We start from the raw sequence: 19,009 nt of genomic DNA, 5'->3' as shown, positions 1-19,009 counted from the left end.
TTTATAATTTGTTTCAGAATAGCTAACGGGGAGAGAGCATAATGGATATCATTATTTCTACTTTTCTGCTGTTGTACAGCTTGCTGACCGGCACCGGTGAGGAGCATGCGGCAGCCAAGCAGCTTGCAATCGCCTACATAAACGCGGCAGCCGGAGACACCATTTTGCAGCCCGATGTGCAGACGCTGGCCGAAGTAGACAGGCAAGCTGCGGATCGGAATGCCGCGGCAGCAGCCAAGAAGGACCCGCAACCGGATGCCCCCGTCGTGAAAGGCATATACGTCACCGCCCACACAACCGGACATCCGCGCATGGCGAGCTTGCTGGAGCTGGTTGACAATACCGAGCTGAACAGCATGGTCATCGACATTAAAGACGATAACGGGTACATTACTTACCAGACAACCACACCGGAGCTGCTGGAGCTGGGAACGCCGAAGAAATTCATACCGGACATCGAGAGTCTGATGAAGACACTCAACGAGCACGAAATATACCCTATCGCCAGGATCGTCGTGTTCAAGGACACAGTGCTTGCCGTCAAGCGGCCGGAGCTGTCCTTCCTGCATGAAGACGGGACGATCTGGAAGAACGGCCGGGGCGAGAGCTTCGTCAATCCTTACAACAAGGAAGTATGGGATTACAATATTGCAGTGGCCAAGGAAGCGGCTCGGCTGGGATTCAAGGAAATTCAGTTCGATTATGTCCGATTCCCGGAAGGCTTCGAGAACCGCGCTGATTCCTTGACCTTCACCAAGACAGAGGAAATGTCCCGGGTAGATGCCGTTGCCGGCTTCGTGAAGTACGCCAGGGAGCAGCTGGAGCCGCTGGGAGTCAGAGTATCAGTCGATATATTCGGCTATGCCGCATCGGTGCCTGCCGCCGAAGGAATCGGTCAGGACTTCGTCAAGATATCCAACGATGTGCATATCATATCGCCGATGATCTATCCCAGCCATTACAGCACGGGCTGGTTCAACCAGAAGGCGCCGGACAGAAGCCCCTACGAGACGATTAAAGGGGCGATCGAAGACACGCATGAGAAGCTGGCGGATACCGGTGAGCTTAAGCCCATCGTCCGGCCCTGGATTCAGGACTTTACAGCGAGCTGGCTGGGCAAGGGCAACTATATCAAATACGGTAAAGCGGAAGTGGAAGCACAGATCAAGGCGTTGAAGGATACCGGGGTTGACGAATACTTGCTCTGGAACGCCGGGAACAAGTATTCCGCGGGTGTGGATTACAAATGAAAACAGGGCTGGAGAAGCTTGCCGCTTCTTCAGCCCTGTTCCTATTCCTCACTATTGCGACAGCCGCAATGCCAGCTCGTACATGTTCATGTCGAACGGCTTCTTGGTCGTCGTCACAGTCTCGATGTCCGTCGTCTTCAGCTCGCCCTGCACAACGCCGCATGCCTTGCCGGAATCGCCCGCAATAAGCTGACGCACCGCGAAATCGCCCAAGCGGCTGGCCAGAATGCGATCTTGAGCCGTCGGCGTGCCGCCCCTCTGAATATGTCCCAGCACAGTCACTCTCGCCTCGATGCCGCTGATCGAAGTAATCTGCTGTGCCACGTCTTCGCCTTTCGCCGCGCCTTCGGCAACGACGATAATGCTGTGCCGCTTGCCGTTGGCGAAGTTGGTCTTCATGCGCGTCGCCACTTCCTGCAGATCGAATGGCACCTCCGGTACGAGGATCGTCTCGGCGCCGCTGGCCAGACCGGCATACAGGGCGATGTCGCCGCAATGGCGTCCCATGACTTCCACTACGGAAGAACGCTCGTGAGAGGACATCGTGTCGCGAATTTTGTTAATCGCGTCCACTACGATGCTTACCGCCGTATCGAATCCGATCGTCACGTCCGTGAATGGAATGTCATTGTCTATCGTTCCCGGCAAGCCCATCGTCTTGATGCCCAGCTTGCTCAGCTTGTTCGCACCTTGATACGATCCGTCTCCGCCGATGACTACGAGACCGTCGATGCCTCTCGTGCGAAGAATATCCGCGCCGCGCTGCTGTCCTTCCGGCGTTGTGAATTCCTTGCAGCGGGCAGTCTGCAACACTGTTCCGCCGCGCTGAATAATATCCCCCACGCTGCGCAAGTCCATCGGGCGAAGATCGTCGTTCAAGAGTCCTTGATAACCGCGCTGAACGCCATATACCTCCAGCCCGTAGAACAAGGCGCTGCGAACGACGGCCCTTACCGCTGCATTCATCCCTTGAGAATCTCCACCACTTGTCAGTACTGCAATTGATTTCACTGCAGACATAATCATTCCTCCACTCTGATGTGCATGATTGCATAAATAATATGTTGAACCGAACGCGCCGGCTGCGGCCGTTAAGTCTGCTGCCTGCGAATCCAGTTGCTATTGACCAAGAAGAACAAGCGCGTAATGGGACTGTTCTTCATCAGCTTCCGCGACACCTGCTTCACTTCCGTCTGATGGCTCACCTTCGGATCGGACAGGTAAAGCGCAAGAAGCCCTTCGATAATAAGCCGGTGAAAGCGGGATGCCGGGAGCCGCTTGACATCTTCCCTCGCGCGTTCCACAATCGTTCCGATTCGCTCAACCAGCAATTGCTGACTTTCGTAATAATTGCAGAAATTCAGATCTCCGCCCAATTGGTCCTCTTCCTGATCGATTAAATAGTCCAGCAATATATGCAATCCGCATACATGCGGAAAGTATATGGATCGAATGCCTGCAGCGTCCTCCTGCGACAGTCCATCCTCAGCAGCGGCCAGGAACAGCATGAACATGCCCAGCGTAGATCCCGTTGCCGCAGCGAATTCATTCCACTGCAGATGAGGATAATAGCCGCGATGCTTCTCCCACCACGCCAGCAGACGTTCTTCTCGCAAATCCTTGCGTATATGCTTGTACACCTGCAGATCGCCATATAAAGCGACCAGTTCCCTCACATGCGCCTGCACGCTGCTGTAGGATGGCAGCTGTGCCACTCGGCTCTGGCAAGTGCGGACAAGATGATGCAAGTAACCGCCGTCGTCCCGCTCGCTGCGCAGCTCATAATAATCGCGAAGCTCCGCTTCGGGATTCACCGCGTCCAGCATGGACTGGTGGAGCAGCCGGAAGTCGTCGGCATCCAATGAAGTGCTACGGTCGCACAGATTGTCCAGATAATCGCTGATCGTCTGAAGAGCAACGATTAACGGTATGAGCACGTGCCGGTATTCCAGATTGGCTGCCGCATACACGCCTCCGCCCTGGCAATGAAATTTCTTGTCGCTCATGCTGCTGAGCGCTTGTCCCCGCAATTCCGCATCCGGTATAGCTTCCGCGCGAAGGCGAAGCTTCCTCAGCTCTTCTTCTACTTCTGGCAGCACATACTTGTATACACGATGCATCAGCTTGATCGGCCCCTTAGGCGCACTCGCCCCTGATAAGGTCGTCAATCTCACGAACGCACCTCCTCTGCTGTAAATCTCCTTAGGAGTGCCTGCGAGGCTCCAATTGTTGATCCATTCTACTAAACCTCCACTCAATAATGTACCATTTCAACAGACAATAATCCAGCCATTCATCGGTATGCCATTCATGGTATACTGGATAACATGCCATTCTACTAGAGAGACGGAGTGAGAAAGACATGATGAAGGGCATGCAACCCGCAGCCGCTCATGAGCGCGCAGCCGGTCTGTCTGCAACCGCCAAGCGAGAGACGACCGCGCTTCGCACATTCAGCTTTATTTCATTTGCCACGCAAGCGCTCGTCGTATCGTTTATCCCATTATACTTTCTGGACATGGGCTTCACGGAAGGACAGATTGGCATCATCTATTCCACTGGCCCGTTCATCTCCATATTCGCCAACATCCTGATGGGCTTTGTCAGCGATAAATTCCGCACGATCCGCAAGCTGCTACTGCTGCTGCTGCTTGGGCAGCTAGTCATGATCGGGCTCTTGTTCCCGGTATCCCAGTTCGCGATCATTTGCGTCATTATGACCGCTTTTTACTTTTTCCAGACCCCGATATTGCCGCTGTCCGACAGTCTGATTCTGTTGTCCAGCAAGCATACGGGAACGCCTTACGCGCTCGTTCGCATCTTCGGCTCGCTCGGCTTCGCCTTCTGCGCCTACGCATTCGGATTATTGCTGAAGCAGATCGGCACGGAATGGACTCTTGCATTAACGGCAGGGACAATCAGCTTATCCTTCATTGCGGCATTACTGTTGAGGGATTATCAAGAGAGCGCGACGCGCTTCCAGTTCTCAGGTTTTTTCAAGCTGCTTCGTGAGCGGCGCGTCTTGTTCTTCTTCTCGCTCATCCTGCTAGTGTCCATCTCGCATCGCATGTATGAGAGCTTTCTGGCCGTCTCGATGCGCCAGCTTGGCGCGAGCGATTCGCTGGTCGGGCTGGCGTGGCTCGTATCCGCCGTCAGTGAAATCCCAATCCTGTTCTTGCTGGGCAAGTATGGACACAAGCTGCGAGAGCTGCCGCTGCTCGTATTCGCCTCGCTCATGTACGCTCTTCGCTTGTGGCTGATCGGAGAAATTGAAGACCCTGCCTGGATTATCGCTACGCAAGCCATGCACAGCATAACGTTCGGCGTCTACTTCTCTTCCGCGCTCAGGTATATCTCGCAGCTCATTCCCGATGAGTACCGCTCTTCGGGACAAGCCGTATACGCCGTCGTCTGGATCGGCTTGGCGGGACTCGCAAGCGGCGTGCTGGGAGGCTTCCTTTATGAGCAATTCGGCCGCGTCGTCTTCTATCAGACAGGTACGGCTATCGGTGTTGCAGCCGCTGTCGGCTTCCTGATCTACCACCTAAGACACCGAAGCGCTTAACACGTCCCGCACGACAGAAGGGCCCCTTCCGCATCCTATGGATGCGGAAGGGGCCCTGGGTGATTCCCTTCATGCAACGTGCCACTTCCGATTATAGTTTATGGACGTTTGCCGCTTGAGAGCCGCGGTTTCCTTCCGTAATGTCGAATTCCACCTCTTGACCTTCCTCCAACGATTTGAAGCCGTCACCTTGGATCGCGGAGTAATGGACGAACACGTCTTCTCCGTTCTCCACTTGAATAAAGCCGTAGCCTTTCTCTGCGTTGAACCATTTAACAGTACCTTTCAACTTGCATAACCTCCTAAAGTTAATCGCTGATTGATCAGCGAATGCATTCATTATAGCGTTCCACGAAAGGAAATGCAATTTCAGGAGGCATGACTCAACAAAAGGCGATATATCAATTTATTTTCATTATTATCAAATAATGGGTAGACGCCTGTATGAACGGCAGCTTCGTCTCCTGCAGCACCGCTTCGCACCCCAAGCTGCGAATATGAGCAATGAGTCGTTCCAAATGAAGATACGGCTTCCAGTGCAGCGAGATAAGCGGATAGATGCGAATCTGACCGCCCGGCTTGCATACTCTGATCAACTCCGCTACCGCTTGCTCGTGGAATTCATACCCGAACTGCTCAGCATACAAGAACAGAAAATGACTGCAAAATATAAGGTTGTATGAATCGTCCCCAAGCGGAAGGCTCGGCAGCGAGGCTGCTACGTAACAGCCTTGCCCTTCCTTCGACCTGACATGGTTGGAAAAACGGACCAGCGAAAGTTCCCGGCCCTCGCGATGACTCTCCAAAGAGCCGTAATAGCTCCAATCGAACTGCTCCATCAAGCCCGCAAGCTTCGCAGTTGAAGTGGCAATCTCCTCTGCAGCTTCGTAAATCCAGGCCTTCATATCGCCTTCGTAACGCGGATCAACCGCATATGCCTCGTAACCCTGCGCTCTGGCCTCCGCCGTAAACGAGGACCCGCCGCCGGCAACGTCGAGAATGGCCCCTCCCTCCAGGTCGGAAGCCTGCAAATCGAACATGCGGCAGTATTCCTCGAAGCTTCTGCAGGTCATGGCTACGCCAATCTGCTCGTAGATCTCATTCGTCATCGTTACCCTCTCCTCTTCTCGTCTCGTCCATCTCATCTCGTCTCTTCCTGCCCAGCTTGCGCTTGCATAATCAGGAAACAACAGCTATTCTTATTGCTTACCCTGTCCAGAATAGCTATTATGGTAATATTACCATAAACATCGAGCAAGAGGTGATAAAATATGTTTAAAAAACATCAAATTTACAAACGCGATAAATACAACATGCTGACTGTCGAAGTACAGGGCAAAACGTTAATCGTACGCGAAATATCCGATGAATGGGGAGAAGACTGCCATACGTTCCTCAGCCGCCCCGAAATGATGAACTGGGCCGAAAAGCGATTCCGTCCAGAGGATTTCACAGGGAACGAAGAGGAGCTTGCAAGCATCATGAGCGCATTCAAACAAGTGTAGCCTGCATAAGAAGCATATTCATGAGAGGAGGTACATACATCTGACATGGATGCTACATCAGCGATCATTTTCATCATTGCGGCCTTTTCGCTCGGCGCCGTACTCATCATGAAGCGGGATTCCATTCCGCCGCGCCTGCGCAGAGCGATGGCCATCTTCTCGATTTTGTTGATCGGCTTTGCATTTTTTCTTATCGTATACGCTTTGTTCAATATGGGAACGGGGCGGCAGTGACTGTCTTTCGCATAATCCGATAGCCGATAGGGCATAGTGAGAGAACCTATATTCCTGCTGCGGAAGGGACTTTAACCCGACTGCCGGGATTACGATAACTATTTCTCTTGAGGTGAGATCATGAAGAAGTGGCTGCCCTTGCTGCTAGCTGTGACGCTGTCTCAATGCGCGGCAGCAATGCCAACCGTTTCATTCGGCGCGAAGCTGCCCCATCACAAAGTCGACCAATCTCATTTTAGGAGGAATTCGATGAGTCAATTACCGAAACGTTCAGAGACGGATGCAGCCTATCGCTGGAAGCTGGAGGACATCTTCCACTCTCAGAAGAAGTGGGACGAGGAGTATGACAAAGTAAAGTCGCTTATGGGCAAAATGGCGGACTACCAAGGCAAGCTGTCCGACCCGATGCAGCTGAAAGCCTGCTTCGAGCTGGAGGATGAGTTGTCCTTGCATGTAGAACGGCTATATGTATTCGCCAACATGAGGCATCATGAAGACATGGCGGAGCCGGGCAATCAATCGTTGTCGGAGAAGGCGCGCAAGCTGAGTGTTGAGCTGGGAGAAGCGCTGTCGTTCGTCACGCCGGAGGTGCTTAGCCTGACCGATGATGCTCTTGACGCAATGATCAAGGGCAAGCAGTTGGCGAAGTACCGGCATACGCTGGAGGAAATGCGCCGTCAGAAGGCTCATGTCCTGTCCAAGAGCGAAGAAGCGCTGCTGGCGCAGGTCGGCAATGTCAGCTCCGCGCCGGGCAATATTTTCGGCATGCTGAACAACGCCGATATGAAATTCCCGAAAGTGAAAAATGAGAATGGCGAGGAAGTGGAATTGACGCACGGCCGTTACATTCAATTTCTGGAGAGCAAAAATCGCGAGGTTCGCAAGGAAGCCTTCCACACCATGTACGATACATATGGCAAGCTGAAAAACACTTTGGCCGCCACGTTAAACGCAAACGTTACGAAAAACATTTTTTATGCCAAGGCTCGCAAGTATGATTCTGTGCTGGGCATGTCGTTGTACGGGGATAACATTCCGAAGGAAGTGTACACCAACCTGATCGATACGATCCACAAGCATCTGCCGCTTATGCACCGCTACATGGAGCTTCGCAAGAAGCTGCTCGGGGTAGATGAGCTTCACATGTACGATCTGTTCGCCCCGCTGGTGGAGGAATTCGATATGCCGATCAGCTATGACGAGGCGAAAGGAATCGTCAAGGAAAGCTTGAAGCCGCTTGGCGAAGACTATCTGGCAGCGCTGCAGGATGGCTACGACAACGGCTGGATCGATGTATATGAGAACGAAGGCAAGCGCAGCGGCGCATACAGCTGGGGCTCGTACGGCACCCATCCCTACGTGCTGCTGAACCATAAGGACAACCTGAACAGCATGTTCACGCTGACGCACGAGATGGGTCATGCCTTGCATTCCTATTATTCCGACGGCAATCAGGATTACCGCGATGCGCAATATACGATCTTCCTGGCGGAGGTCGCTTCGACATTGAACGAAGCGCTGCTCATGGACTACTTGCTGGGCAAATCGACGGATGACAAGGAGAAAATGTACCTGCTTACCTACTATGCGGATCAATTCCGCACAACGGTATTCCGTCAGACGATGTTCGCGGAGTTCGAGAAAATTGTGCATGAGCGTACGGAAAGCGGCGAGTCGCTTACGCCGCAGGAGCTCAGCAAAATCTACTACGACCTGAACGTGAACTATTATGGCAAGGATATGGTCGTCGACAAGGACATTGAGATGGAATGGGCTCGCATTCCGCATTTCTATAACAGCTTCTATGTGTACAAATATGCGACGGGCTTCTCGGCGGCGACGAGCTTCTGCAAGCAGATTCTGGAGGAAGGCCAGCCGGCGGTGGACCGCTATCTCGGCTTCCTGAGAAGCGGCGGCAGCGACTTCTCCATCAACATCCTGAAGAAAGCCGGCGTCGACATGTCTTCTCCGGAGCCGATCGAGCAGGCAATGAGCGTGTTCGAGGATTTGATCAAGCAGATGGAGCAGCTTACATCCGGCAAATAGTGCGGAACGGACTCTCGCCGCATACCGAATCAGAACACAGCAATGATAAAAGCCCTTGCCGGCTATGCGCTTCTGCGCAGCTCTGGCAAGGGCTTTTTGCTTTTTGCGTTTTGATTGCTCGCGACCTGCTGACGCAATCAAGCCAGCAGATGGCCGATGGCGGCAGCCAGCAGGCCGGCGAGCAACGACGACAGCAGGTTCACCCTGTCGTTGTTCAGCGCGGCGAAGCCGCGCTCATGCCGCGCCGGACGGCCGCAATGCTCGGCGCGCTCCGTCTCGCTGCCGCATACCCGGCAGCGGAACATGGCCTGGCCGGTGGCGCCGAGCAGCGAATCGGCGAAGGCCCCGGCCAGGCCCGCTGCGGCAGCCGCGGCGATATACGCCGCCGCGGTTGCCGCGGGCGCATCGGCAGCCGCGGATGCCGGCTGCGCGAGCGCCTGCAGCAGCGCGGCAGCGGCGCCGATGAAGACGGCGCCCGCCAGCGCTGCTGCGCTTCCGAGCGGCGTGACGCCGCCGCTCGTGCCGGGGGCGACCGGCTTGCCGCTCCGGATGGAGCGCGGCGCCGTTCGGCTGAGGGCCCCGATCTCGGTCGCCCAGGTGTCCGCATTCACGGCGGCCATGACGCCGATGAACGCATACACCAGACCCTCATGGGGCCATATGGCATGCGCGGCGCAGAGCAGCAGTCCGACGCCGCCGTTCGCCCACACCTGACCGGCGTCGCGGCGGCCGGTCTTCTCGTATTTGCGCTCCGCTTCGGCCTTCCGGCGATGGTTCCTCTTCCACTTCGACCACGCCGTAGAGGAGATGAAGAAGGCGATAAGCAGCCCGAACCATAGCGGCTCCCCGAGCGTCACGAAGCCTGTCCCCATCACAAGGGCCGACAAGGCCCCTGATGCCGTCAACGCCCGTTCGCGGTAAGCGAGCGCGGCGGCGGCGCCGCTGCCCAGGAAGCCAACCAACAGCCTTAGCCACCATTCGTCCCATATTCCGACCATTGCCCGCTCACCATCCTTTCAATAACGACATCGTTCCGCTCACTCTCTCCTGTCCTACCACTTCTTTCCAACGGTCCGGGTAATTCGTGCATATAAGAAGCTCCGGCCCGAGCAGCGTCAGCTTTCGAATAAGCCGCTTGTCGTTCACGGTCCACGCCATCGGCTGTATACCGGCTTCCTTCAACTGCTCCATGCGCTCCCCGTTCAGCTTGGAATAGCCGATCGACAGGAAATCCGCTCCAAGCCCTTCCAGCTCCTCGATGAGCGTCGATCTCCATCCGTCCACGATGAGGCCGGTCCGCACGACGGAAGTCAGCCCTCTCAGCTTGTGAAGCGCCCCGGCATGGAAGGACGTTATGACCACATCCGCTTCCGCATGATGCTCCCGTATCAGCTGAAGCACCTTCTCCTCCAGCGAGGGGTAGCGGACTCCGTCCGTCTTCAATTCAATATTCAGCTTGCAGCGGCCGGCAGCTGCGATCAACAGCTCTTCTAGCGTCGGAATGGATTCTCCCTTGAACTGCGGAGAGAACCAGCCGCCCGCATCCAGCGAGGCCAGCTCCGCCGCCGTCCAGCTCCTCACATCGCCCCGTCCGTTCGTCGTGCGGCGCAGATTGTAATCGTGTATAACGACCGGCACGCCGTCCCTCGACAGCTGCACGTCGCATTCGATCCACTCCACATCCTTCGCTTCGATCGCCAGTTGGAATGCGGCCATCGTATTTTCGGGCGCCCTGCCCGACCAGCCTCGATGCGCCACGCAAGGATTTCTCATCCCGTCAGTCCCCTCTCATGCTGTTCACCTTGATGTCAATTCCTTACTTCTCCGCTGTCAGCCTGCCGTCGGCACTTACCCGTACTCCATATGATATGGAAGACAGCCTGTCCAGCAGTACTGCGGCTTCCTCTTCTTCCATCGGTACTGGCTGGGCGTCGACGACCCGCATCGGATGGAAGGTCAGCTCGCATTCCCCTAGCTTGTTGCAGTGCGCATCCAGCACTCCGGTCTCGCCGAATTTCCCTTCCGGATTTTTCGAGAATATGAAGTTGCCCAAGCTGTAAGCGATCCATCGGTTTTTGTACTTCTCGAACCCCTGCAGCACATGCGGATGGCTGCCTATGACGAGATCCGCCCCTGCATCGATATATTCCTTCGCGAAGCGGCTTTGGTACGGCTCCAGCTCTTCTTCATTATTTTTGCCCCAATGCACCATAACCACCACGATATCCGCTTCTTCCTCCGCCTTCTGAATCGCCTTGACCGCTCTAGTCGTGTCGTAGGTCTCCGCGATGCCGGGCACGTTCCTGTCCGCCTTCAGCTCAGCGAATGGAATGACCCGGCTAACGCCGATATAAGCGACCTTCATTCCCCTTACTTCCTTCACAAGCGGAGCGAATGCTTCGACGTCGTTGCTGCCCGTGCCAAAGTTCCCGATTCCCGCCTCGTCCAGATACGCCTTCGTATCCAGCATCCCCTCCACACCCTGATCCATGGCGTGGTTGTTAGCCAGGCTGAATACATCGAACCCCGCGCTTGCCATGGCCGGCAGCACATCGGGTGAGCCCCTGTACACATATTCCAAATTCTCATGCTCCATCGGCGTCCCGCGAAGTGTAATCGGCGTCTCCAGATTGCCCGCCAACACGTCAGGTTCGCTCAAATAAAGGAGAATATCGCGATATGGATAGTCGTATCCTTGCGTCTTGAGCAGATCGCCAATATACTCGTCAGGAAGCAAGTCTCCCGTGAAAGACAGGGCTACAAGGTCTTCATCCGTTAATGGCGTGCCTGCAGTCCCCTCCTGATCATTGCCTGTTCCTTCATTCGCGCCTGCCTCCTGCTCCTGCGCTTCCTCCGTCTCATTACCAGCATCGGTCTGCTCTTCGGTCGCATTCCGCTCCTCCCGATCTCCGGCAATGCCGTTCTTCTCTTCTTGCCCGCTATTGCCCGGATTCTCGGAAGCAAGCCCGGTTGCAGACTTCGCGTCTCTATGGAAAAGAGATAAAATATCAGAATGGCCGATAGACAGGTAGACGCCAGCGCCAACGAGAACAACCCCCGCAATGACCAAGCTTGTGGCGAAGCGGCGGCGGTTTTTAGTGCTGCGACTGCTCTTGCGGCGCTGGTACGTTTGCATACGGGATAGTGACATGGAATATCTCCTTTTCGGCGTTGATTCATAAAATGGATCAAATTTCCGCAATATGCGGACTCCTATCATTATACCTTCATTTTCGCATCGTGCCTATTCGGGATTCGCTAGATTGGCAGACTCGCATTGACTCACGCTGACTTTTGCTGACTCGCATGGACTGGCGCAGAAACGCCACTGCCTGCAAGCTCAGCTTCCGCTTCGCGAGAGGCAGTGGCGTATAACATCCGACCATATTCCAAACGCTACATCAAATCTGCTTTCAAATGGCTTAGTTCTGCTCGTCGAGCACGATAGCAGCAGCTTCCTTGCCCTGCCTGATACAGTCGGGAAGTCCGACGCCGTCGAACGCGGCTCCTGTCACCCATACGCCCGGCAGTTGCTCCTTAAGCCTGCCACGCAGCTCCCGCATCCGCTCCACATGGCCCAGCGGATATTGCGGCATGGAACGATTGAGTCTCGTAATCTCGGTGAACAGCGGCTCCGCAGTTACCCCCAGCACAGAGCGTATATCCGCTCTGACGGCCGCGATCAGCTCCTTATCGGGCAGCTTGACGCTCTCCTGGTCTTCGGAATGGCCCACATAGCAGCGCAGCAGCACCTTGTCCGAAGGGCTGGTATGCAGCCACTTCGTCGACGTCCATGTACAAGCCGTAATATGAAGCCCTTCCGAGCGGGGGACGACAAATCCGGTGCCGTCGAAGGACAGCCCGAATTGCTCCTTGTCGTATGCCAGCACCACATTGGCGACCGACACATAGCGGATCGTACGCAGCTCCTCGCAATCCGACAGCGGCTCCAGCAGCTCTGCTGCGGCATAGGCGGGGGCGGTAACGATGATCCGATCGGCTGCGAGACGCTCTCCGTCCGCCAACTCGACCTCGTAACCGCCGCTCTCCATACGATGGATTCCCGCGGCTTTGACGCCCAGACGCCGCTCCACATCCGGGAGCGCATCATCCAGCGCTCGCACCATAGTAGATAGTCCAGAGCGGAAGGTGAGGAACGTGCTTCCACCGGACTTCGATGCCGCTGCGGCTGCGGCTTTCCGGTTGTGCAGCATTCCTTTGATCAGACTGCCGTGCTTCCGCTCCGACTCCAGGAATTGCGGGAAAGTCGCGCGAAGGCTCAGCTTCTTCAAGTCGCCGGCATAGATGCCTGCGAGAAGCGGCTCCGCTATGCGCCGCATCACTTCCTTGCCGACGCGGCGCTCCAGGAATCCGCCCAGCGTCTCGTCATCCGCCGACTTGCGCACCGGCAGGAAGAGATCCATCAGAGCTCTTAGCTTGCCGCTCCAGGAGATGAGTCCGGACTTGACGAACGGACCGATCTCCGTCGGTATGCCCAGCATCATTCCCGTCGGCATGGGATGCAGCTTGCGACGGTGCAAAATATAGGTTTTCTTCGCCGACGGATTGGTCGCTGTCAGCTCCCCTTCCAGCCCAAGCTCCTTGGCCAGATCGATTATGGGCAGCTTGCGTGACAGGAAGGAATCCGGCCCCTTCTCAATGACAAAGCCGTCACGCTCCAGCGTATGAATCTTGCCGCCCAGCTTCTGCGCTTCGTCGACGATCGTCACCTGCAGCTCCATGCCGCGGCGCTTCGCTTCCCGCCGCAAATAAAAAGCGGAGCTCAGTCCGCTTATTCCCCCGCCAATAATGACAATACGTTGGATGGCTTCCCTTCTCCGCATGCTATTCAATCCTTTCCGAGTTCCGATGCGGCGCTGGCTACCGAATCCGCCAGCGTCTCCATGTACAGCGGGTCCCGGTTCAGCATGGCGATTCTCTCCAGTGTTATCCCAAGCTTCTCCGCTTCCGCCTTCGCTTCGATGTCGATATCGTACAGCACTTCCAGATGATCGGACACGAAGCCGATCGGCGCGGACAATACCGCCTTCACGCCTTCGTTCGCAAGGGAATCCAGCGTCTCCATGATGTCCGGGCCAAGCCATGGCTCGCGGGTGCGTCCCGCACTCTGCCATGTGAACTGCCAATTGCCGACGCCCGCCGCTTCCGCGACAGCCTTCGACGTCTCCAGAAGCTGCTGCTCATAAGGGTCTCCCAGCTCCCGAATCCGCTCAGGCAAGCTGTGGGCGCTGAACAGCACCAGCGGCTCATGCTCGCCGCAGGCTGCCTTCAGCCGATTCAGACCGTCCTTCACTCGCGCTGTCAGCGCTTGAAGCAGCTTCGGATGAAGATGATAGGACTCCACGAACGTCATGGCCACTCCCAGCTCGTCCGCCTTCTCCTGCGCCCGCTTCACGTAGCTGCCCACGCTCATCGTGGAGTAATGGGGAGCAAGCACAATGCCGACTGCTTCCGTAATGCCGTCTTGCGCCATCGCGGACACGCCGTCCTCAATATACGGTCTCGCGTGCTTCAGCCCTTGATAGCAGCTATAGCTATTGGGAGCCAGCCTGTCCAGCTGCTCCTGCAGCCCGGACACTTGCAGATTGGTATTCTCTCTCAGCGGGAACACACCGCCGACGATCGCTTCATACCGTTCCTTCAGTTCCGCGAGCTGCTCCGGCTCAGGCGGACGGCCCCGTCGTATGTGCGTATAGTAAGCTTCTACGTCATCCATGGATTCCGGCGTGCCGTAAGACATCACCAGCACCCCGACGCGCTTGTTCAGTTCAGCCATTGTGCACTTCCTCCTTCTTGCCGGCAGCTGCGGCAATTGCTTTCCCGGAATAGTCGTGGATGAATGCGGTCAGCTCGGCCAGCTTCTCCAGGGACGCCTCCGGGAAAAGCCCGTGGCCAAGATTGAAGATGAATCCGGGCTCCGAGATGCCCTGATCAATAATCTCCGCTGCATACTTCTGGATAACGTCCATCGGAGCCGTCAGCAGGGTTGGGTCGAGATTGCCCTGCACGGCGTAACCGTGATCCAGCCTCCGTCTGCCCTCTTCAATCGTAACGCGCCAGTCCAGCCCGATGACGTCGGCCTGCAGTCCCTTCAGCTCCGGCAGCAGCTCGCCCGAGCTTACGCCAGGGAAGTAGATTTTCGGCTGCGGCAGATCCGACAGCTCCGCGAAGATGCGCTGGATCGTCGGAAGCACGAATTGCTTGAAATCGGCGGGAGACAACGCGCCCACCCAGCTGTCGAACAACTGGAACGCTTTGCCCCCGGCCGCAATATGCGCGCGCAAATAAGCAATGACCATATCGCCCAGCTTGCGCATAAGCTCATGCCATACTTTTGGCTCGCTGTACATAAGCGCTTTCGTCCGCAAGTAGTTTTTCGACGGGCGGCCTTCGATCAGATAGCTCGCGATCGTGAACGGCGCACCTGCGAATGTAATGAGAGGAACCTTCAGCTCCTTGTCCAGAATGCGGATCGTCTCCAGCACATGGCCGAGATCGCCCTCCACATCGATCGGCTTCAGCCTCTCCACATCCTCTGCCGATTGGATCGGATTATGAATGACGGGGCCGACATTGGCCACGATGTCGAAATCAATGCCGATCGATGCGACCGGATTCATAATGTCGGAATACAGAATAGCCGCATCCACGCCCAGCTTGCGAACGGGCATCATCGTCACCTCGGCGGCCAGCTCAGGCTGCTTGCAAATTTCCAGCAAGGAGTATTTTTCCTTGATTTTACGATAGTCGGGATCGTACCGTCCCGCTTGCCTCATATACCATACCGGAACCTGATCACTCTGTTCCTTTCGGCATGCCCGAATGAAACGGTCATTATAAGACATTCCCGTTCCCCATTTCTATGTAGTTTAGTCTGCTACCATTATGCCCTTTTTACCGGAACCTAACAACTGCCGATATTCTCTTTCCTATGACAATAGTATGACAATCGCCGCAATCTGTACGGATTGGAACACGGTCGCGCGTGCTCCTTCGCAGCTGCCAACGATGACGTCCACCCGCATATATCGACAGTTGTGACATGTCGAACGTTGTCGACAGGCCAAGGACAACACCTAAGCATTGTGCTATAATCGGATATTATGGAACAGTGGAAAAAGAATCTTATCGTATTGTGGTGCGGACAGTTTCTCGTCATGGCCGGTATGACGATGATCATCCCCTTCCTCACGCTATATCTGCAATTCGAGCTTGGCTTGAGCGATCCCCATGAGATCGGCATATGGGCGGGCGTCATCTTCGCCGGCAACTTCGTCACCGCCTTCATCTTCCAGCCGATATGGGGCAAGCTTGCGGACCGCTACGGACGCAAGCTGATGCTGCTTCGCTCTGGCTTCGGCATGGCCGTCGTCATGGTGCTGATGGGCTTCGCCGAGAGCCCGTGGCACCTGCTGCTGCTGCGCATGCTGAACGGAACGATCTCCGGCTTCAATCCGGCCTCCATCGCTCTTATATCGGCTACCACGCCGAAGGATCGCATGGGCTTCGCGATGGGCTCCGTTCAGTCGGGGGCGATCGCCGGCACGATACTGGGTCCCTTCATCGGCGGCTTGCTTGCGGATGCCGTCGGCTTCCGCCCGATCTTCTATATTACAGGATCGCTTCTGTTCATGGCATCCCTGCTGGCTCTGTTCGTCGTGAAGGAGACGTTCGACCGCTCCAAGGCTGCCGCACGCGTGCAAGTGTCCGTCATGGAAGGCTTCCGCCAATTGAGCCGCATTCCGCAGCTGCTCTCCTTATTCGGCGTTACGCTGCTTATCCAGTTCGCCCATATGAGCCCGATGACGCTGATCCCGCTCTACGTGCAGGAGCTGCAGGGCTCCGCGGAGAATATCGCCTTCCTGGCGGGCTTCGTCGGTTCCGTCACGGGCTTGTCCAACATGATCGCCTCGCCGCTGCTGGGCAAGCTGAGCGACCGGATCGGCGCCCAGCGTGTCCTGATGGCTTCCCTGCTGGGCGCCGCCATCGCCTTCATCCCGCAAGCGATGGCCGACTCCGTCTGGCAGCTCGTCGTCTCGCGCTTCATCTTCGGCCTGTTCCTCGGCGGACTCATTCCCGCGGTGAACGCGCTCATCCGGAAGTATACGCCCGACGGAATGGAGAGCCGGGCCTACAGCTTCAATACGAGCACGCTCAGCCTGGGCAATATGATCGGACCGATCGCGGGCGGCGCGTTGTCCGGTTGGATCGGCATCAACGGCTTGTTCCTCGTCTCCGCCGTGCTGATGCTGTTGAACGGCGCTTGGGTGTGGCACACCCTCATTCGAAGAGGATGACAGAGAGGACCATAGACTTCCGCTTATCTCGCAGAAGCTTATGGTCCTTCCTTGTTACGGCCGTCCTACCCCTTCACAATTGCAATCGCCAAGCCGTCGTAGCCTGGCAAGACGGTGCTCTTCAGGCGCTTGTCGGTTGCGATGCGCGCATTGAACGCGCGAACCGCCTGCACGGCCGGCCCCTGCTTCGTCTCGTCCGTCGTGCGGCCGCGCAGCAGAATGTTGTCGGCTACAATGACGGCGCCCGGAACCGCAAGCTGCAGCGCATAGTCCAAGTATGCCAGATAACCTTCCTTGTCCGCATCGATGAAGAAAAAGTCGAATTGGCATCCTTCATGCACCAAGGCGGCAAGACTTTCCTTCGCATCTCCGACACGGTAATCCACCCGCTCTCCCAGCCCCGCATCCGTCATATGCCGCTTGGCTACATCCGCATACGGCTTCAGAAGCTCCAACGACAGCAGCGACCCGCCGTTCTGCAGGCCGCGCGCCAAGCAGATGCCGCTATAACCGCCAAGCGCTCCGATCTCAAGCAGACGGCTTGCTCCCGACATGCGAACCAGCATCGTCAGCAGACGGCCATAGCCTTCCGATACCGATATTTGCGGCATGCCGTGCGCGTCCAGCCCCGCCTTTACCCGCTCCAGATCGGCATCGCTTCCATACAGCGAATCCACATATTCCTCATTCAACGACATCGTCATGTCTCCTCCCTGTTCCTCTGTTCATCCAAATCGGCAGCAAAAATACTAATAATTTATCTATTGTACCATGATGCGTCGTTATTGCATCCATTGACGACTTTTGGCATCATTTTGTTCATCGGCATTTGAATATCGGCTATGAATTGACCTATACTGAAATGTATGCTTTGTTTAGTAGAGAAACGGAATTCTATCCTTTATTATTTAGCGAAATGAGTGTGTGAAATGGGAGAAGCAATCAAATTGATCGCAACGGCGCCTATGGGACTGGAAGCGATTGTCGCACGGGAATTGAAAGATCTTGGCTATGCCGACCTTCAGACGGAGAACGGACGGGTCAACTTCACCGGCACGTTGCGCGACATCGCGCGCACCAATCTGTGGCTTCGGACGGCAGGCCGTATTCTCGTCAATATGGGCAGATTCCGGGCGACGACGTTCGAGGAACTGTTCGAAGGTGTGAAGGCGATGAATTGGCCGGACTGGATTCCGGAGCAGGGAACTTTCCCCGTCAACGGACGTTCCCACAAGTCGCAATTGTCCAGCGTACCGGCATGCCAGAGTGTCGTGAAGAAGGCGATCGTGGAAAAAATGAAGGAGCATTACGGCACGGAATGGTTCCAAGAGGAGGGCGAGCCTTATGTCATCGAGGTTACGCTGCTGAATGACGAGGCGCTGCTTACACTGGACACGTCCGGTGCCGGACTGCACAAGCGGGGCTACCGCAGAGCCGCGACGGAAGCGCCGCTCCGGGAGACGATGGCTGCTGCGCTCGTGCATCTGAGCCGCTGGACGCCGGAACGCCCGCTATACGATCCGTTCTGTGGATCAGGCACCGTATTGATCGAAGCGGCGCTCCAAGCCTGGAACATTGCGCCGGGGCTGCGCCGCCGTTTCGATGCGGAGAGCTGGGGCATCATGCCTGCGGAACTCTGGGAGGAAGTGCGCGAAGAAGCGTATGACTCCGTCAAAGACGACATTCCGCTTCAAATTGCTGGAAGCGACATCGACCCCAACGCCATCGAAATTGCGGAAGCGGCCGTACGCAAAGCAGGCTTCGGCAAAGAGATTAAATTGAGCGTCCAGCCCGTAGCGAAAGTAAAGCTGCAGGACGATTACGGCGTCATGATTACCAACCCTCCATACGGAGAAAGGCTGGGCGATGACAGAGCTGCCGAGCTGGCATTGCGGGACTGGGGCCGGATGGCACTGTATTATCCGACATGGTCGTATTTCGCCTTCAGCCCTTCCGAAAAAGTGGAGCATTATATGGGCCGACCGGCCGACAAGAAGCGCAAGCTGTACAACGGGCGCATTCAGTGCAACCTGTTCTCCTTCTTCGGCCCGCTGCCGCCTCGCGTAAGGTAGGTCCGTGGAGAAAGGAAGA

At 56.1% G+C, this 19,009-nt stretch carries 18 protein-coding genes; 7 read left to right on the top strand and 11 right to left on the bottom strand.

What is annotated here, in order from left to right; translation table 11 throughout:
• Nucleotides 1-41: 41 nt before the first annotated feature.
• On the top strand, nt 42-1,250 hold the full coding sequence (locus M6D81_RS02675; RefSeq protein ID WP_262675253.1) for a putative glycoside hydrolase: 1,209 nt from the start codon (nt 42-44) through the stop codon (nt 1,248-1,250).
• A gap of 51 nt (nt 1,251-1,301) precedes the next feature.
• On the opposite strand, the gene pfkA is transcribed toward M6D81_RS02675, so the two are convergent.
• The gene (gene pfkA / locus M6D81_RS02670) at nt 1,302-2,270 is read right to left on the bottom strand and encodes a 6-phosphofructokinase (RefSeq protein WP_262675252.1); all 969 of its coding nucleotides are present in this window, start codon (nt 2,268-2,270) and stop codon (nt 1,302-1,304) included.
• Between the two features lie 71 nt (nt 2,271-2,341).
• Nucleotides 2,342-3,370, bottom strand: coding sequence for a tetraprenyl-beta-curcumene synthase family protein (locus M6D81_RS02665; protein ID WP_262675377.1), 1,029 nt, complete (start codon nt 3,368-3,370; stop codon nt 2,342-2,344).
• Between the two features lie 242 nt (nt 3,371-3,612).
• Between M6D81_RS02665 and M6D81_RS02660 the strand changes: the two genes are divergently transcribed.
• Nucleotides 3,613-4,815 (top strand): MFS transporter, encoded by a 1,203-nt coding sequence (locus tag M6D81_RS02660; RefSeq protein ID WP_262675251.1) that lies wholly within the window; start codon nt 3,613-3,615, stop codon nt 4,813-4,815.
• A gap of 91 nt (nt 4,816-4,906) precedes the next feature.
• Here M6D81_RS02660 and M6D81_RS02655 read toward each other — a convergent pair whose 3' ends face one another.
• Complete coding sequence (locus M6D81_RS02655; protein ID WP_262675250.1) at nt 4,907-5,104, bottom strand: cold shock domain-containing protein; 198 nt, start codon at nt 5,102-5,104, stop codon at nt 4,907-4,909.
• Nucleotides 5,105-5,216: 112 nt separating this feature from the next.
• Nucleotides 5,217-5,960 carry a class I SAM-dependent methyltransferase gene (locus tag M6D81_RS02650; protein ID WP_262675249.1) on the bottom strand — a complete coding sequence of 248 codons (744 nt, stop codon included), beginning with the start codon at nt 5,958-5,960 and terminating at the stop codon, nt 5,217-5,219.
• A gap of 126 nt (nt 5,961-6,086) precedes the next feature.
• On the opposite strand from M6D81_RS02650, the gene M6D81_RS02645 reads away from it, so the two are divergent.
• From M6D81_RS02645 to pepF, 3 genes are all read left to right on the top strand, one after another.
• The gene (locus M6D81_RS02645) at nt 6,087-6,320 is read left to right on the top strand and encodes a hypothetical protein (RefSeq protein ID WP_262675248.1); all 234 of its coding nucleotides are present in this window, start codon (nt 6,087-6,089) and stop codon (nt 6,318-6,320) included.
• 45 nt (nt 6,321-6,365) lie between these two features.
• Nucleotides 6,366-6,554: a hypothetical protein gene (locus M6D81_RS02640; RefSeq protein WP_262675247.1), complete on the top strand. Its 189-nt coding sequence runs from the start codon at nt 6,366-6,368 to the stop codon at nt 6,552-6,554.
• Nucleotides 6,555-6,803: 249 nt separating this feature from the next.
• On the top strand, nt 6,804-8,600 hold the full coding sequence (pepF, locus tag M6D81_RS02635) for an oligoendopeptidase F (protein WP_262675246.1): 1,797 nt from the start codon (nt 6,804-6,806) through the stop codon (nt 8,598-8,600).
• Between the two features lie 137 nt (nt 8,601-8,737).
• Here the strand turns inward: pepF and M6D81_RS02630 are convergent, their stop codons facing one another.
• The 6 genes from M6D81_RS02630 to hemE form a co-directional block, all read right to left on the bottom strand.
• On the bottom strand, nt 8,738-9,598 hold the full coding sequence (locus M6D81_RS02630) for a DUF92 domain-containing protein (RefSeq protein ID WP_262675245.1): 861 nt from the start codon (nt 9,596-9,598) through the stop codon (nt 8,738-8,740).
• A 7-nt stretch (nt 9,599-9,605) separates the two neighbouring features.
• Entirely contained in the window at nt 9,606-10,373 is a 768-nt protein-coding gene (locus M6D81_RS02625) for a glycerophosphodiester phosphodiesterase (protein ID WP_262675244.1), read from the bottom strand.
• 43 nt (nt 10,374-10,416) lie between these two features.
• Nucleotides 10,417-11,751, bottom strand: coding sequence for a CapA family protein (locus M6D81_RS02620; RefSeq protein WP_262675243.1), 1,335 nt, complete (start codon nt 11,749-11,751; stop codon nt 10,417-10,419).
• Nucleotides 11,752-12,022: 271 nt separating this feature from the next.
• Nucleotides 12,023-13,444 carry a protoporphyrinogen oxidase gene (gene hemG / locus M6D81_RS02615; RefSeq protein WP_262675242.1) on the bottom strand — a complete coding sequence of 474 codons (1,422 nt, stop codon included), beginning with the start codon at nt 13,442-13,444 and terminating at the stop codon, nt 12,023-12,025.
• A 5-nt stretch (nt 13,445-13,449) separates the two neighbouring features.
• Nucleotides 13,450-14,388: a ferrochelatase gene (gene hemH / locus M6D81_RS02610; protein WP_262675376.1), complete on the bottom strand. Its 939-nt coding sequence runs from the start codon at nt 14,386-14,388 to the stop codon at nt 13,450-13,452.
• Between the two features lies 1 nt (nt 14,389).
• Nucleotides 14,390-15,466: a uroporphyrinogen decarboxylase gene (gene hemE / locus M6D81_RS02605; RefSeq protein ID WP_262675241.1), complete on the bottom strand. Its 1,077-nt coding sequence runs from the start codon at nt 15,464-15,466 to the stop codon at nt 14,390-14,392.
• A gap of 258 nt (nt 15,467-15,724) precedes the next feature.
• Between hemE and M6D81_RS02600 the strand changes: the two genes are divergently transcribed.
• The gene (locus M6D81_RS02600) at nt 15,725-16,918 is read left to right on the top strand and encodes an MFS transporter (protein WP_262675240.1); all 1,194 of its coding nucleotides are present in this window, start codon (nt 15,725-15,727) and stop codon (nt 16,916-16,918) included.
• Between the two features lie 65 nt (nt 16,919-16,983).
• On the opposite strand, the gene M6D81_RS02595 is transcribed toward M6D81_RS02600, so the two are convergent.
• Nucleotides 16,984-17,622, bottom strand: a complete 639-nt coding sequence (locus tag M6D81_RS02595; protein WP_262675239.1) for an O-methyltransferase — start codon at nt 17,620-17,622, stop codon at nt 16,984-16,986.
• 225 nt (nt 17,623-17,847) lie between these two features.
• On the opposite strand from M6D81_RS02595, the gene M6D81_RS02590 reads away from it, so the two are divergent.
• Entirely contained in the window at nt 17,848-18,990 is a 1,143-nt protein-coding gene (locus M6D81_RS02590; protein ID WP_262675238.1) for a THUMP domain-containing class I SAM-dependent RNA methyltransferase, read from the top strand.
• The last annotated feature ends 19 nt before the right edge of the window (nt 18,991-19,009 follow it).

The organism is Paenibacillus sp. J5C2022, from assembly GCF_025567625.1.
Lineage (GTDB): Bacteria > Bacillota > Bacilli > Paenibacillales > Paenibacillaceae > Pristimantibacillus.
The sequence above is the reverse complement of the archived record's forward strand: the minus strand, read 5'-3'. Positions and strand labels throughout refer to the sequence as shown.